Source organism: Sorangium sp. So ce887 (genome assembly GCF_051521455.1).
Taxonomy (GTDB): Bacteria; Myxococcota_A; Polyangia; order Polyangiales; family Polyangiaceae; genus Sorangium.
Genome location: NZ_CP150354.1, coordinates 9,658,440 through 9,673,987 on the forward strand (window position 1 = coordinate 9,658,440; position 15,548 = coordinate 9,673,987).

8 protein-coding genes are annotated in these 15,548 nt (G+C 73.6%); 4 read left to right on the forward strand and 4 right to left on the reverse strand.

The annotated features are described in order from the left end of the window. Positions 1-60 precede the first annotated feature (60 nt). The 3 genes from WMF36_RS36165 to WMF36_RS36175 are packed head-to-tail and all read left to right on the forward strand — an operon-like array spanning position 61 to position 5,401. The gene (locus tag WMF36_RS36165) at positions 61-4,140 is read left to right on the forward strand and encodes a kelch repeat-containing protein (RefSeq protein WP_437575369.1); all 4,080 of its coding nucleotides are present in this window, start codon (positions 61-63) and stop codon (positions 4,138-4,140) included. After that, positions 4,137-4,343, forward strand: coding sequence for a type VI secretion system contractile sheath domain-containing protein (locus WMF36_RS36170; RefSeq protein ID WP_437575370.1), 207 nt, complete (start codon positions 4,137-4,139; stop codon positions 4,341-4,343). The genes WMF36_RS36165 and WMF36_RS36170 overlap by 4 nt, the downstream gene beginning before the upstream one ends. Positions 4,344-4,402: 59 nt before the next feature. Then, a complete protein-coding gene (locus tag WMF36_RS36175; RefSeq protein ID WP_437575371.1) occupies positions 4,403-5,401 on the forward strand; it encodes a hypothetical protein in 999 nt (332 codons plus the stop codon). Positions 5,402-5,425: 24 nt separating this feature from the next. Here WMF36_RS36175 and WMF36_RS36180 read toward each other — a convergent pair whose 3' ends face one another. After that, a complete protein-coding gene (locus WMF36_RS36180) occupies positions 5,426-6,463 on the reverse strand; it encodes a D-alanine--D-alanine ligase (RefSeq protein ID WP_437575372.1) in 1,038 nt (345 codons plus the stop codon). A gap of 934 nt (positions 6,464-7,397) precedes the next feature. Between WMF36_RS36180 and WMF36_RS36185 the strand changes: the two genes are divergently transcribed. Beyond that, the gene (locus WMF36_RS36185) at positions 7,398-8,999 is read left to right on the forward strand and encodes an ATP-dependent DNA ligase (RefSeq protein WP_437575373.1); all 1,602 of its coding nucleotides are present in this window, start codon (positions 7,398-7,400) and stop codon (positions 8,997-8,999) included. Positions 9,000-9,021: 22 nt separating this feature from the next. Here WMF36_RS36185 and WMF36_RS36190 read toward each other — a convergent pair whose 3' ends face one another. From WMF36_RS36190 to WMF36_RS36200, 3 genes are all read right to left on the reverse strand, one after another. Further along, the gene (locus WMF36_RS36190) at positions 9,022-10,743 is read right to left on the reverse strand and encodes a hypothetical protein (RefSeq protein ID WP_437575374.1); all 1,722 of its coding nucleotides are present in this window, start codon (positions 10,741-10,743) and stop codon (positions 9,022-9,024) included. Between the two features lie 195 nt (positions 10,744-10,938). Continuing rightward, a complete protein-coding gene (locus WMF36_RS36195) occupies positions 10,939-12,543 on the reverse strand; it encodes a hypothetical protein (RefSeq protein ID WP_437575375.1) in 1,605 nt (534 codons plus the stop codon). A gap of 128 nt (positions 12,544-12,671) precedes the next feature. Beyond that, the gene (locus WMF36_RS36200) at positions 12,672-15,458 is read right to left on the reverse strand and encodes an ATP-binding protein (protein WP_437575376.1); all 2,787 of its coding nucleotides are present in this window, start codon (positions 15,456-15,458) and stop codon (positions 12,672-12,674) included. Positions 15,459-15,548: the final 90 nt, after the last annotated feature.

Genomic DNA, 15,548 nt, shown 5'->3' on the forward strand with positions numbered 1-15,548 from the left:
TTGTGGCTGGTGGGCCCGCGTGAGACATTCGCCGGTATGCGAGCAGGGTCGGGTCTTCGCGTGCTGGCCGTAGTCGTCCTGGTGCTGATTGTGGCGGGGTGGATGGGCGCGCTCGGGTGCGCGGCGGGGCACGACGGCGCGGCGGCGGCGGCGCTCGTACAGCGCCGGTTCCCGGCGCAGGCCGCCGAGGTGCTGGGCAGCGGCGCTCCCGGCGCGCCTGTGGCGACCGGCGGCGGCTTCGCGCTGGGCGCGCCTGGCCTGGCGGGGCGCGGGCCGCGGCTCCAGGCCGAGCTGCCGCGCGACGGCGGCGGCTGGATGCGGCTCTCGGGCCCGGGCGGCTTCGAGGTGCGGGTGCGGGAGACCGGCGCGTCCGGCCCGGGGGCGGTGGTCGACGGCGCGGTGATCTACGGCCGCGCGGGCGGCGCGTCGTTCTGGCGGGCGGCCGACGGGGGCATCGAGGAATGGCTCACCGTGGAGCCGGGCGCCGTACCGGCGGGCGAGCCGGCGGCGGTCTGGGAGGTGGACGGCGCGGCGCTGCGGCAGCGCGGCGAGGCCGTCGAGGTGGTGGACGCGGCGGGGATGCCGAGGCTGCGTGTCACCGCGCCGCGAGCGTTCGCGGAAAGCGGGCGGCCGATCGCGGCGCGCCTCGAGGCGCGCGGGGCGGAGATCGCGCTGCTTGTCGAGGCGTCGGGGGAGCTCCTGCTCGTGGATCCGCTGTGGCGCCCCGTCGGAGCGATGGCCACGAGGCGGGACGCCGGGCACACGGCCACGCTGCTGGGCGGCGACGACGGGCGGGTTTTGGTCGCGGGCGGCTATGACGGCAGTACGTATGTTGCGAGCGCAGAGCTGTACGACCCGGCGGACGACAGCTGGGCGCCAGCTCAGCCGATGAGCACCGCGCGCCACGATCACGCCGCCCTGCTGCTGGACAGCGGACGAGTCCTGGTCGCGGGCGGCTCCGATGCCTCGAACGCGCTGACGAGCACGGAGCTGTACGACCCGGCGGAGGACCGCTGGACACCGGCGCGGCCGATGAGCGCCGCGCGCCAGGGGCCCACGGCGACGCTGCTGGACGACGGGCGGGTCCTCGTCACGGGCGGCTGGGACGGCAGCACCTATGCCGCGAGCGCAGAGCTGTACGAGCCGTTAGAGGGCACGTGGACAGCGGCGGCGCCGATGAGCGCCGGGCGTTACGGGCACACGGCGACGCTGCTGGGCGATGGGCGGGTCCTCGTCACGGGCGGCCACGGGCCGCGCGGCGACCTCTCCAGCGCAGAGGTGTACGATCCGGCGGCAAACACGTGGACCCCGGCGCGGGGGATGGACTCCCCGCGCCGAGGGCACACGGCGACGCTGCTGGACGGCGGGGGGGTCCTCGTCACGGGCGGCTTGGCGGGCGACGGCGTCTCCGCCGCGAGCGCGGAGCTGTATGACCCGGCGAATGGCAGCTGGATACCGGCGTCGCCAATGAGCTTCGGGCGCTTTGACCACACGGCAACGCTGCTGGACGACGGACGGGTCCTCGTCGCGGGCGGCCTCCTGTCGCCCTTCTACCTGGTGGACACGGAGATCTTCGACCCGACGGCGGGCTCGTGGTCGAACACGCCCGCGATGGCCGTGGGCCGCAGCGCTCATACCGCGACGCTACTCCCGAGCGGCCGCGTGCTCGTGACGGGCGGCAATCAAGGTGTCGATGCGAACGCCGAGGTCTACGACCCGACGGGCGCAAGCCCGTGGTCGGAGGCAGCGCCGATGCGCGGCTCGCGCCAGGGGCACACGGCAACGCTGCTGGATGACGGTCGTGTCCTGGTCGCAGGCGGCTACGGGACCGACCGCGGCTACCTCATGGCTGCGGAGATCTACAACCCGGCGGAAGATACCTGGACAGAGGCGGAGACGATGACCGCCGCACGCTACAGGCACACGGCAACACTGCTGGACGACGGGCGGGTCCTGGTCACGGGCGGCTTCGGCCGCGGGGACACCGAGGAGGAGGGCGTGCTCGCGAGCGTGGAGATCTTCAACCCCGTCACGCGCCGCTGGACAGCGGCAACACCGATGAGCGACCCGCGCTACCTGCACACGGCGACGCTGCTGGACGACGGGCGAGTCCTCGTCGCGGGCGGCGTCGGGGCCAAGTATCCCGTCAGTCTCTGGAGCGCGGAGATCTTCGACCCGGCGGACGGAACTTGGACCGCGGCGGAGGAGATGCTCGCCGCGCGCCAGCTTCACACAGCAACGCTGCTCGGCGATGGGCGGGTCCTGGTCGCGGGCGGCATCGGGCTCGGCTACCTCGCGAGCGCGGAGATCTTCGACCCCGACACGCGCAGCTGGACGGCAGCAGTACCGATGAGCACCGCGCGCCAGGGCCCCACGGCGACGCTGCTGGACGACGGGCGCGTTCTCGTCGCGGGCGGCATCGGGACCAGCGACGTCAGCCTCTCGAGCGCGGAGGCGTACGACCCGGCGGCCGATCGCTGGACGGCGCGGGCTCCCATGAGCACGACGCGCAGCTCTCACACGGCGACGCGACTCTTGAACGGGCGGGTCCTGGTCGCCGGCAATGCCTCTGTCAATGGCCATGGCATCGCGAGCGCGGAGGTGTACGACCTGGCCACGGACAGCTGGTCTCCGGCAGGGACGACCTACTCCGAACGTTATGAGCACGCAGCGACCCTGCTGAGCCATGGCAAGGTCCTGGTCACCGGCGGCAGCGTCACCAACCGCATCCTCACCAGCACCGAGCTCTACACCCCTGTCTTCCCTGGCGATCCCTGCGACACCGACGCGGACTGCCCCAACGCCTCCTGCGTCGACGGCGTCTGCTGCGACGTCCCTTGCTCGGGCGCATGCATGGCGTGCTCCGCCGCGAAGAAGGGCGCCGGCCCCGACGGCGCATGCGGGCCCATCCAGGCCGGCGCCGATCCGGACGGCGACTGCGCCGCGGAGCCTGCCTCCTCCTGCGGCACCACCGGCTTCTGCGACGGCCGCGGCGGCTGCCAGCTGCGCGCGCAGGGCGCCCCCTGCGGCGCGGCCTCGTGCAAGGACGCCTCCGAGCTCGTCGAGGCCCCCCTCTGCGACGGGCTCGGGGTCTGCGCCGAGGGCGACACGCGTTCTTGCGCCGAGTACCGCTGCGTCGCGGGCGCCTGCCTCACGGGCTGCACCTTTGACACCCAGTGCGCCGACTCGGCCTACTGCGCGGCGACCGGCGGCGACTGCCTGCCGAAGAAGCTCGTCGGCGCCGCGTGCGCGCTCCCGAAGGAGTGCCTCAGCGGGCAGTGCAGGGCCGGAGCCTGCGCGCTCGACACCGACGAGGACGGCATCGCCGACAGCGAGGACAACTGCCCTTCAGTCCCGAACACGCTCCAGGCCAACACCGATGGTGGCCTGTCGGCGGGCGACTTCCTCGGCGACGCCTGCGATGATGACGACGACGCCGACGGCGTCGCCGATACGGTGGACAACTGCCCTCTGATCGCGAACCCCGACCAGGCCGACGTCAACGGCGATGGGGTCGGCGACGCCTGCGATTGCGACAACCCGCGCAAGCCCGACGGCAGCCCCTGCGACGACGGCAACGCCTGCACGCAGACCGATACCTGCCAGAACGGCGCCTGCGTCGGCGGCGATCCCTTCGTGTGCCCGCAGCCCGACACCTCCACCTGCAGGCGCGCCGTCTGCGCGCCGGCCACCGGCGCCTGCGAGAGGCGCTACAAGCTCGACGGGGCGCCCTGTCCAGGCGGCGAGTGCATCGCCGGCGGCTGCTTGCTCGCGGAGGCCACCGGCGGCTCCGGGGGCGGAGCAGGCGGCGATGGCGAGGGCGACGGCGGTAGCGGCCAAGGCGGCGACGCCGCGGCAACCGGCGCTGGCGGCTCCGGGGGCTCCAGCGGCTCCGGCGGCGCGTCTCCGGCGCCTCTTCCGGAGGGGAGCGCCCCGCCGCGCGCGCACGGCAACGGCTGCGCCCTGGCGCGCAGCGCCGCTCCTGACCCGGGCGGCTCGTCCGCGCCCTGGCTCCTCCTCGCCGCGCTACTCGCCGCGCGGTCCAGGAGGTTCCGCGAGGCAGCCCGCTCCACCATCGCTCGCCGAGTGCCAGACGCTCTTGCGGCTCGCGACGGCTGCGCCTCTACTCGTTCACCATGACCACGACACTTCGCCTGCCGGTCGACCACGAGCGGCTCGTCCAGCTGATCCCAGAGCGGCTCGACGAGCTGATCGCGGGCATCGATCGACGCATCGGCGCGCAGGTGGACGAGATCCTCCACCATCCGCTCTTTCAGCGGATCGAGCGGGCCTGGCGCGGGCTCTACGCGCTCGGGGCTGCGGACCGAGCCCAGGGCTCCTAGGCGCTGCAGCAGCTGCGCGCGGAGGAGTGCGCACGCGCGCTCGGGACGATGGGCTCGGCGTGAGGCCCGATCTCGAGCGCTTCTCCGCAGAAGACATCGAGCACGCCCAGCTCGCCTGGAGCCACCGTGTCCTGGGCGAGTACCGCGGGGTGGTGATCTACACCGAGCTGCTCGCCGCCCTTGTCGAGGCCGAGGCGCCGTACCCGGCGCTCGCCGCCGTCCACCGGATCATCGGGGACGAGCTCCACCACAGCCGCCTGTGCGCGGAGGTCGTCGGATGGCTCGGAGGATGGGAGTCGCTCCACCTCGACCTCGGGGGACAACGCATGCCCCGCACGGACGATCCTCCGGCGCCCCCGCCGGGGAGGATACGTGCAACTGCGCGCCTGGGCGCGTACCCTCGGCGCATGGCACGTCCGCACCTGCTCCCGCTCACCCTGGTATCGATCGCTGCGCTCGCAGCCTGTGACCGCTCCGAGTCCGCGAGCGCGCCTGCGTCCGCGAGCGCGACCGCCGTGACCGCGCCGGCTGCGCCTGCCCCGAGCAGCGCGGCCGCCGTGGCGCCGGCGGCGAGCTGCCCGGCGGGCAAGTGGGAATACGACTACGCCGATCTGTTCCTCGAGACGCTGGCGCGCAACTCGTCGGGCGCGCGCGTCGTCAGCGAGCGCGGGAAGTACATCTGCACGTTCAACGGCAACGAGCGTGGCAGCTACGTGTGCGAGACGAGCGAGGGCGGCGTCGAGAACGTGTTCGAGGCGCCCACGGCCGGGATGGCGCTGAAGATCACGGTCAAGATGAACGGCCGCTCGAGCGCGGAGTTCGAGCCCGCGGGCCCTGGCCGCTGGAAGACGACGCGCGCCGACATGAGCGGTCTGCGCGTCGAGACCAAGGCCACTCTCGGCGGCCGCGACATGCCCGTGCCCGCGACCAGCGCCTTTTCTGGCATGGACCGCCCCGGAACCCTCTTCGAGTACCGCTGCGAAGGCGACGTGCTCAAGCTCAAGCCCATCGTCGAGGGCATGGCGACCGACTTCATCACGATGAAGCGCGTGCCTTGAGAGCTTGACTGTTCGGGTTGCGCTTCAGATCGCCGACTTCACGAGCCGCAGCCGCTTCTCGGCCTGTCCGCGCTCGTTGAGCCGGAGCTCCGAGGCGGCGGGCGCGCGGCGCCGCACCGGCTGGTGCAGCCGGGCGCTCGCCAGCATGGCCTCGCACAGGTCGCCGAAATCGTGGCCTGCGGCCGCCGCGATCTTGGGCAGGAGGCTCGTCTGGGTCATGCCCGGCAGGGTGTTCACCTCGAGCACGTACTCGTTCTCTCCGCCGGTCACGAGCAGATCCACGCGCACCGCGCCGGTGCACCCGAGCGCCTGGGCCGCCCGCTCCGCCAGGTTCAGGACCCCGCGATAGCGGGTCGGCGGCAGGCGCGCCGGCATGTGGTACTCGGTCATCCCCGGCGTGTACTTGGCCTCGTAGTCATAAAGGCCCTTCTTCGGGACGATCTCGATCGCGCCAAGGACCTTCCCGTCCAGGATGCCCACGTTGACCTCGGTCCCCGCCACGAACCGCTCCACGATGGCGGCGTCGTCGAACTCGAACGCCAGCGCGAGCGCCGCCTGAAGCTCCTCGAGCGACCCGACCTTGGTCACCCCGAGGCTCGACCCCTCGCCGCGCGGCTTCACGATGACCGGGAACCCGAACGAGCCATGGACCGCGTCGAGCTCCTCGAGGTCCTGGTGCGCACCCACAGTGTAGTAGGGAGGCGTCGGCACGTTGTGCAGCCGGAACATCTCCTTGGCCTTGAGCTTGTCCATCGCGAGGGCGCTCGCGAGCACGCTCGACCCGGTGTACGGGACCTGGGCGAGCTCCAGGAGGCCTTGCACGCACCCGTCCTCACCGAGCCGCCCGTGCAGGGCCAGGAACGCCGCGTCGAGCCGCGCGCGCTGCAGCGTGGCGCAGAGCTCGGCGCCGAACCGGTCCCCGAGCGTGATCCGGACGACATCGTGTCCGCGCGCCTCGAGCACCTCGGCGACGGCCGCGCCCGAGCGCAGGGACACATCGCGCTCGCCCGACGAGCCGCCCATCACGACGCCGACCCGCTTCCGGACTTGCCGCTCCACCATCGAAGAACCTCCGTCGCCTTCTCGTGAGGATACCAACACCACGCCCGCGCCTCCCGTTACAGCCAAGCTGCCTGAGAGGTGCTGCGCAAAAACCAAGCCAGCTGCTCCCAAGGCCAAAACGGACGGCCTTTGCAGCGGGGGGCGCTATTCCTGAGCTGTGGTTGAGGAAAACGGCGCCCGCCCGCCGTGTTCACCTGCCCACGGCGCGCTGACAGCCAACCCGGTATCAAGGCCAGCGGCGGAGGTCAACTAAACGGAGCGATCGTGCCGTCGGGGGGGCGGGCGCGACGGGGCCCCTCGGGGGGTGGCGTGCTCGGGAGTCGAGGGACGAGGAGGCTCTCTCCGCGCGCCCCTCCGCCCCGGGGCGGCGCAGGCGCGTCGGCCGCTTCGCGCCCCGCGACTCGCCACGAGCGCCACACGGGATCTTGGAAGGGCGGGCGGCGCTTTCGCCGGCTCACGGCACGGGCACCGGAGAAACGCAGGCACGCATCGGAAACCGAAATGGTCCACCCAACGAAGAAGTAACGAGAGGCGGCCTGTCGCCCCTTGCGGCGCATCGATCGAGCGCCGCACGAAGACCCCAAGTCTGCGGCGCGAGGCACGCGGAGCACGCGAGACACGCGGAGCACGCGAGGCACGTGAAGAGCACGGGCCAGCGTTCGCCGGTGAATTCATGTGATAATCTCCAGCGACTAACCGTAAGTGGTCGCAAGGGACAACCGTTGCAATTCGGCACGAAAAAGCGCTTTTCTGCCCCGCGGCCTTACACCCTTTGGTAGGCTCGCTCTCAGCCCATGCGGAGTGCTCTTGGCGCCTGTGGGTCCGGTCCGATCCTGCGGAGTTCCTCGGCTCGGTTGTAGAGGACACACCGCGGCGGCCTCATCACACGGCCCCTCGAGCGTGCGCGCTCGAAGGGCCAGGGTAGGATATCTGCGTGCTCGTTTCCGACCTCGTTGCCACGTCTGATCGTGTTGCCGCGACCTCCAGCCGTCTCGAAAAGATCGGTGCGCTTGCCGGTCTCCTGCGCCGCCTCTCGCCGGAGGAGGTGCAGATCGGCGTCGACTGGCTCGCCGGGCGGCTGCGCCAGGGCCGGATCGGGTTCGGGCCTTCGTTGGTCACCGAGGCCCGCCGCGCCGGCCCGTCCGCCACCGAGCCCACGCTCACCCTGGGGGAGGCCGACGCGGTCTTCAGCGAGATCGCGCGCATCTCGGGCCCTGGGTCGGCGGGGCAGCGCCGCGCGGCGCTCGGCGGGCTCCTTGCTCGGGCCACCGAGCTCGAGCGCGACTTCTTCGCGCGGCTCCTCGTCGGCGAGCTCCGCCAGGGCGCGCTCGAGGCGGTCATGATCGAGGCGGTGGCGCGCGCCGCGGGGCTGCCGCCGGCCTCGCTGCGGCGCGCGGTCATGCTGGCCGGCGACGCGGCCGAGGTCGCCAAGGCCGCGCTGCTCGAGGGGGCGTTCGGGCTCCAGCGCTTCTCGCTGCAGCTCTTCCGCCCGGTGCAGCCGATGCTGGCGCAGGCCGCCGACGACGTCGCCTCGGCGCTGGGCGAGCTGCGCGCGGCGGCGCTGGAGTGGAAGCTCGACGGCGCGCGCGTGCAGGTGCACAAGGCCGGCGACGAGGTGCGCGTCTTCAGCCGCGGCCTCAGCTCCGTCACGAACGCGGTCCCCGAGATCGTCGAGGCGGTGCGGGCGCTCCCTGTCCGCTCGGTCGTGCTCGACGGCGAGGCGATCGCCTTTCGCTCGGACGGCGCGCCCCTCCCGTTCCAGGTCACGATGCGCCGCTTCGGGCGCATGCTCGACGTGGCCGCGCTGCGGGCCGAGCTGCCGCTCCGCGCCATCTTCTTCGACGTGCTGCACCTCGACGGCGAGGACCTGCTCGACCGGTCCGGCGGCGAGCGCGCCACCGCGCTCCGGCAGGTGCTCGACAGGTCGCTGCGCGTCCCGCGCATCGAGCTGCCGACGGAGGCCGAGGCCGAGGCGTTCTTCGCCGACGCGCTCGCTCGCGGCCACGAGGGGGTGATGGCCAAGTCGCTCGGCGCGCCCTACGAGGCCGGGCGCCGCGGCAGCTCGTGGCTCAAGGTGAAGCGGGCGCACACCCTCGACCTTGTCGTGCTCGCGGTCGAGTGGGGCAGCGGCAGGCGCCGGGGGTTGCTCAGCAACCTGCACCTCGGCGCGCGCGACCCCGGCTCCGGCGGGTTCGTCATGCTCGGCAAGACGTTCAAGGGCATGACCGACGAGGTGCTCGCGTGGCAGACGCAGCGGCTGCTCGAGCTCGAGATCACCCGCGACGCGTACACGGTCTATGTGCGGCCAGAGCTCGTCGTCGAGATCGCCTTTGACGGCGTGCAGGCGAGCCCGCAGTACCCCGGGGGCGTCGCGCTCCGCTTCGCGCGCGTGAAGCGGTACCGGCCCGACAAGGCGGCGGTGGACGCCAGCACGATCGACGAGGTGCGGGCCATCCATGCGGGCGCGCTCGCGCACGAGGCGGCCGACCGGAGGGAGTCGGGGACCGGAGGAGAGGAGGCGGAGGGGGACGGATGACGCTCGGGGCGAGCCGTCCGTCTCAGAGCGGCAGGCGCGCGAGGAGGATGCCGTTCAATCCTTCGGCCTTCAGGGTGCCGAAGGCGGTCTGTAGCTCCTCGCTCCTGCTGAAGTTCGTCGTGATCGACAGGTGTCCTTTTGCGTCGAGCGCGGAGGCGCTGCGGCCGAAGCCCCCGGTCGTCGTGCCGAGCTCGACGAGCCGCCGATGCGCGACGAACGCCCCGGTGTCCGGTTCGTAGGTGGCGACGTAGGATCCCTGCTCGTCCAACGAGCCGCCGCCGAGGTCGGTGGGCGCGCCGAACGAGGCGATGAGCGCGACCCGGCCGTCGGGCGCGAACGAGAGGCTGGTCGAGCCGATCTCTGCGGCCGTGGCCGGGAACGCCTTCGCCCACCGGAGCGCGCCGTCCTCGCCGTCGACCTTCATGAGGAACGCGCCGCCCGTGCCGAAGATCGGGCGCTCGCCAGGGGCGGCGCCCCGCGCGAACTGGCCGGCGATCAGCACGTCGCCGCGCTCGTCCACGATCAGCGTCTGCGCCAAGTTGCCGGTGCCCAACCCGATGTCTTTGGATGCGCTGAAGTCACTCAACCAGAGGTGGGCGCCGTCCTCCCCCGAGTACTTCGCCACCCACACCTGACCGCCTCTCAGCCCGTCATGCAGCCTGCCGCCGTCGGTGAACGTCCCGGCGACGAGGATGTCGCCGTGGAGGTCCACGGCCACCCCGCCGATCGGGGCGATCGACGAGTCGGATGTGAACAGGTTTCCCGCCTCCGTCGCGAAGCGGGTCGTCCCGTCGGCGGCGAACCTGACGAGCGTAAGGCGCTCCCCGGACTGGGCGGCGACGACGACGTCGTTTTCGGGACCGACGGCCACGCGGGCTCCGCTGTCGACGCCGCTGTCGCCCAAGCGGTGCATCCAGCGCGGGGCGCCGTCCCGATCGAGCGCGAGGACGAAGAGGTTGGGCGAGTAGCTCATCGCGTCGTCTCGTTCCGGGTCTTGCGGGACGAAGTCGCCGACCTCGAGCGGACCTTTCGAGTAGTGGCCGACGACGGCGATGCCGTCGTTTCCGTCGACCGCGACCCCCGTGGCCGACACCTCCTTGCCGCCGAAGCGCCGAACCCAGCGCAGGGCGCCGTCGTCTGCATACTTGACGACGAAGAAGTCGCTGCCGCCGAAGTCGGTGCCGGCGATGAGCGGCGTGACGCCCGCGCCGAAGTCGACCGCGCCATTGGCGATGCCGGCCAGGACGACGTTTGCCCCGCCATCGATCGCGAGGGCCGTGGCAGACTGCTGACGGGGTCCAAGGATGTGCCGGTACCAGGCCCCCGCTGGCAGCGAACCCCCGCCAACACCGGCGCTATCGGCGCCTCCGACGCCCGTGGCGCCCCCCGCGCCATCGGCGCCTCCGACGCCCGTGGCGCCTCCGACGCCCGTGGCGCCCCCTGCGCCATCGGCGCCTCCGACGCCCGTGGCGCCCCCTGCGCCATCGGCGCCTCCGACGCCTCCTGGATCCCCGCCGCCCGTGGCGCCCCCGCCGCCCGTGGCGCCCCCGCCGACACCGGCGCCTCCGCCGCCCGTGGCGCTCCCTCCGCCCCAGGCTCCCACGCCATCGCTGCCGGATCCTCCTGATCCCGCGCTGTTGGCGCCGCTCGAATCGACGGGTGGCTTGGTCTCACGGTTCTCACCGCATCCGGCGAGGGTGATGGCAGGGACAAGGATCAGCAGAGCAGAAGCGATGATGTGCATGGCGTGACCTCCGCCGAACAGGGTAGGTCCCCGCCAGAGGACCGCTCCTTAATCCCGTCTTAAAGCGATTCGCACGCTCCCTCCCGCGGCGCCCTTGCCCTTGCCCTCCCATATCGAGCTCGAGATCACCCGCGAGGCGTACACGGAGGATGGAGGCGGACGGGGACGGATGACGCTCGGAGCGAGCGGTCCGTCTCAGAGCGGCAGGTGCGCGAGGAGGATGTCCGTATGGCCTTTGCTCCTCAGGGTGCCGAAGCCGGTCGCTAGCTCGAGGTAGAAGCTAGCCACGATCGACAGGTGTCCTTTGGCGTCGAGCGCGGCGACGGCGTAGCCGATGGACACCCCGATCTCGCTGCCGAGCTCGACGAGCCGCCGCTGCGCGACGAACGCCCCGGTGTCTGGATCGTAGGTGGCGACGTAGGTTCCCGGCTCGTCCAACGCGCCGCCGCCGAGGTCGGGGGATACGTTGAACGAGGCGATGAGCGCGACCCGGCCGTCGGGCGCGAAAGAGAGGCTGGCCGAGCGGATCATGAGCGCCGGGAGCGCCTTCGCCCACCGGATCGCGCCGTCCTGGCCGGCGAGCTTCATGAGGAAACTGCCGCGTGAGATACCTTCGATGGGCCCCTCGCCGAGGTCGGCGCCCCGCGCGAACTGGCCGGCGACCAGCACGTCGCCGTGCTCGTCCACGATCAGCGCCTTCGCCAAGTCGCCGCCGCTAGAACCCAGGTCTCCGGGTGTGCCGAAGTGCCTCGACCAGAGGTGGGCGCCGTCCTCCCCCGAGTACTTCGCCACCCAGGCCTGATTGCCTTTCAGCCCGAGGGTGGTGCCCCCGCCGAGGTCGGCGTTCCCGGAGAAGTTTCCGGCGACGAGGATGTCGCCATGAAGATCCACGGCCATCCCGCCGATGATCTTGTCGTCGAGTCCGTTCAAGTTTCCCACGTCCGTCGAGAAGCGGGGCGTCCCGTCGGCCGCGAACCTGGCGAGGGTGAGGCGGCCCGCGGAGTGGCCGGCAACGACGACGTCGTTTCCGGGACCGACGGTCACGAGGCCTCCGCGGTCGACGCCGCCGCCGCCCAGGCGGTGCATCCAGCGCGGAGCGCCGTCCCGATCGAGCGCGAGGACGAAGATGTCGGACGAGTCGACCTCCGGGTCGTCTCGTTCCGGCGCTTCCAGGACGAGGTCACCGGCTTCGAGCGGACCTCTCGAGTAGTGGCCGACGACGGCGATTCCGTCGTTTCCGTCGACCGCGACCCCCGCGACCGTCGCCTGGCGGCCCCGGAAGCGCCGGACCCAGCGCAGGGCGCCGTCGTCTGTATACGTGGCGACGAAGGGGTCCTCGAAGCCGACGAGCTGCGTGGCGCCCGCGCCGAAGTCAGCCGTTCCCATCGAGCTGCCGGCCAGGACGACGTTTGCCTCGCTATCGATCGCGAGGGCTCCGGCTTCCTCGGCGTCGGGTCCCCAGATGTGCCGGTACCAGGCTTCCGCTGGCAGCGATCCCCCGCCGCCCCCCGAGCCACCGCCCCCCAGGCCACCACCCAGGCCGCCGCCCCCCGAGCCACCGCCCCCCGAGCCACCGCCCCCCAGGCCGCCGCCCAGGCCGCCGCCCAGGCCGCCGCCCCCCGAGCCACCGCCACCTGGGCCGCTGCCTCCGACCCCCACGCCGTCGCCGCCGGATCCTCCCGATCCTGCGCCGTTAGCGCCGCTCGAGTCGACGACCGGATCGGGCTCACGGCTCTCGCCGCATCCGGCGACGGTGATGGCAGGGGCAAGGATCAGCAGAGCAGAAGCGATGGTGCGCATGGCGTGACCTCCGCCGAACAGGCTACGTCCCCGCCCGAGGCTCGCCCCTTAATCCCCTCTTAAACCGGTTCGCGCGCTCCCTCCCGCGGCGCCATCGCCCTTGCTCTCCCATCCATTCCGCAGGCCCCCTACCGCCGCTTCCCCCCGTCCCCGCCCTCGCCTTCCCCCGTCTCCCCCCCGCGCGCATCGCCCCCTCCCCTCGCGCCCGGCTCCACCGCGACGTAGTGGACCGGCAGCGCCGGATCCAGCGAGTACCCCTCTGCGTCTCTCCGGAGCCACGGCTTCATCCCGAGCTTCCGCAGCTGGTTCATCGCCACGTAGATCCGGTTCGCCGCCGCCTCCGGCAAGATCCGCTCGCCGGGCCACCCCGCCTCCTGCAGCGTGGCCAGGGAGAGCCCTCGGCCCGGCGCGCACCGCTGCTGCTCGGCCAGCGCGAGCAGCAGGCGCCGCGCCGCGTGGCGCTCGCGCAGGTCGTGCCAGCCGCCGCCCGGCGGGCGGACGAAGCGCGCCCCCTCGGTCAGGAGGAGCTCGCGCTCGCCCTCCGCCTGCGCCTCGGGCAGGCCCAGCGCGGCCAGGCTGCGCTCCAGGATCCGCAGCAGCAGCCGCACGTCGTCCGACCGGCTCGCGCTCGACGGCGATCCCTCGCGTGCGCGCGCGATCCTGCGCCGCGCCGCGCCCGCGTGCGCCGCGGCCTCGTCTCCCCGCCCCGCGCGCCGCGCCGCCTGGGCGAGCGCGACGTCGACGAAGCCCGACGCCACCCGCGCGAGCTCCACGTCGGGCTCGTCGCCGAGCTGCGCGAGCAGCCGCTCGGCGGGCTCGAGCGCGCGCCGCGCCTCCTCCACCTCGCCGACCGACGCGAGCGCCGCCCCGACGCGGCAGAGGGCGATCGCCTCGGAGCGGCGGTCCCCGACCTCGCGGAGCAGCGCCACGGCGCGGCCGTGGCAGGCGCGCGCGTCGGCGAGGCGGCCTTCCTCGTGGTGGAGCGCGCCGAGGTTGCCGAGCGTGATCGCGAGCAGCCGCCGGTCGCCCACCTCGCCGAGGATCGCGGCGGCGCGCTCGTAGCGCCGGCGCGCCTGCGCGGGCGCCCCGCGCTCCTGCTCGAGCAGGCCGGCGTTCGTCGAGAAGATGCCCTCCAGCCGGCCGTCGCCGATCTCCGCGGCGATCGCGATCGCCCGCTCGTAGTAAGCGGCGGCCTCGCCCTCGCGGCGCTCGTCGTGGTGGAGCGCGCCGAGGTTGCCGAGCGCCCGCCCCTCGGCGCGGCGGTCGCCGAGGGCGCGGTGGAGCGCGAGCGCCTGCTCGTAGTGGTCGCGCGCGCGCTCCATCTCGCGCCGGCCGTGGTGGAGCACGCCGAGGTCCGCGAGGATCCCCGAGATGAGCGCCTCTGCGCCGAGCGCCGCCGCCTGCGCGCGGGCGCGCTCGAGGTCCTCGAGCGCCGCCTCCGCCTGCCCTCGGAGCCGCCGCGCGCGCCCCCGCGCCGCGAGCGCGCCGGCCACGACCCGCGGATGGGCCGCGAGCGACTCGGCCGCTGCGAGCGCCCGGTCGAGCAGCTCGAGCTGCGCCCCGAACGGGCCGCGGGTGCTGAGCACGGGCTCGATCGCGGAGAGCGCCCGCAGGGCGCGCTCGGCCGCGGCGCGGGGCGCCACCTCGGCGAGGGCGCCCTGGGCCGCCGCGCTGGAGCCGGCGCGCGGCCCCGCCGCCGCGGCGAGCGCGCCCTCGGCGACGGCGAGCAGCTCCTCCAGATCGCCGGCGATGCGGTTGAGCGCGTCGAGCCCGCCCCGCCGCTCGAAGTCCGCGGCGGCGGCCTCGCCGGCGGCCAGGTAGAACGCCGCGTGCCGCTCGACCGCGGCCTCGCGCTCCCCGCGCTCGGCGAGCTTCTCGGCGGCGAGCTCCCGCACCCCCTCGTAGAGGGCGAAGCGCGTCGCCCCGTCGCTGCCCGGAGGTGCCGCGCGGAGCAGCGACTTGTCGCGCAGCGCCTCGATGCGATCGATCGCGGCGGCGTCGGGCTCCGCGAGGACGGCCGCGGCCGCCGCGAGCGTGAACGGCCCGCGGAACACCGAGCAGCAGGCGAGCGCCCGGCGCTCGCGGTCGTCGAGCAAGTCCCACGACCACTCGATCGCGCCGCGCAGCGTCGCCTGCCGCGCCTCCCTGCCGCGCGCCGCGCCCGCGAGCAGGTCGAGCCGGCTCCCGAGGCGCGCGAGCAGGCCGCCGACCCCGAGCACGCCCTCGCGCGCCGCCGCGAGCTCGATCGCGAGCGGGATCCCCTCGAGCCGCCGCACCAGGACGGCGACGTCGGCGAGGCGCTCGTCGCCGGGCGGCGGCGGCGCGGTGGCGCGGTGGGCCGCGGCGCGGTCGAGGAAGAGCGCCACGGCCGCGCTGCGCTCGGTCGAGCCCTCGGCGGGGAGGCCGAGGGGGCCGAGCTCGTAGCTGATCTCCCCGGGCACGCGGGTGCGCTCGCGCGACGTCGTGAGGAAGCGGAGCTCGGGCGCCGCGCGCACCCACGCATCGAGGGCCGGCGCTGTCTGCTCGAGCACGTGCTCCAGGTTGTCGAGCACGAGCAGCGCCGGCCCTTCCGTCGCGAGGGCGCGGCCGATCCGCTCGACGAGCGTCGCTTCCCGGCGTCCTGCCGCGACCTGCGCCCCGATGGCGCGCGCGACCGCGCCGCAGACGGCGCGCAGGTCGCGGCAGGCGGTGAGCTCGCAGAGCCACACGGCCTCGCCGGCCTGCGCCTCGGCCCAGCGGCTCGCGAGCTCCAGGGCGAGCCGTGTCTTGCCCATGCCGGCCGGCCCCCAGACGGTGACGAGCCGGTCTCCGCGCCGGAACAGCTCGGCGATCGCGGCGAGCTCGCCCTCCCGGCCGACGAAGCGCGACGCGGGCACGGCGAGGTGCCACCTCCGCGGCCGGGCTGCGTCCGCCATACGACGACCTTCCATCAGCCAAAGGCGGAATTCAACGCCAGAGCCGGGGGACGCGGTGGGAGGGGCGCGGCGACGCGGCGGGGGAGCGGC